Annotated in this window: 1 protein-coding gene; it reads right to left on the minus strand. The window is 38.0% G+C overall.

Translation table 11 applies throughout. From position 1 onward, the window contains the following. Positions 1 to 256: 256 nt before the first annotated feature. The coding region (locus AC27HD_RS18875) for a hypothetical protein (protein ID WP_487107816.1) at positions 257 to 440 on the minus strand (184 nt) is incomplete at its 5' end.

The raw sequence follows: 440 nt of genomic DNA on the forward strand, positions 1-440 counted from the left end.
GATAAAAAGCCAACGATGATTAGCTTAACAGGGTAGTCCATATTCGGATGAAATAAATAAGCAACTATTGCCGATGGGATTAGAAGTGGTATCTCCGCCACGATCCAAGAAACTTGATTTAAATATTTAAGGTATTTTTCTGTAAAACTCATTGAAGGCTGCTAACGCCCAAATTCATCGCGGAAAGCCGCGCAGCGGGTTGACGTCACAGTCAGCGCTTTTTGCTGGCGATAATATTTGCTTGTTAGCAACTTGATTAGTAAAAGCCGGATACACCAATAATACCTACAAGTAAAAAACAAAGGGCATACGATTCAGCAAAACCAATACTTCTAAAATTAAATAAATCCGAAATAAGTCTGTTCCAGATTTCCATAAAAAGCTTACTTACTGTAGACACAACCAACAGACTACAGAAAAACAACACACATAGAGCAATG

It is taken from the genome of Alteromonas sp. 4NS20-0143, from assembly GCF_057542855.1.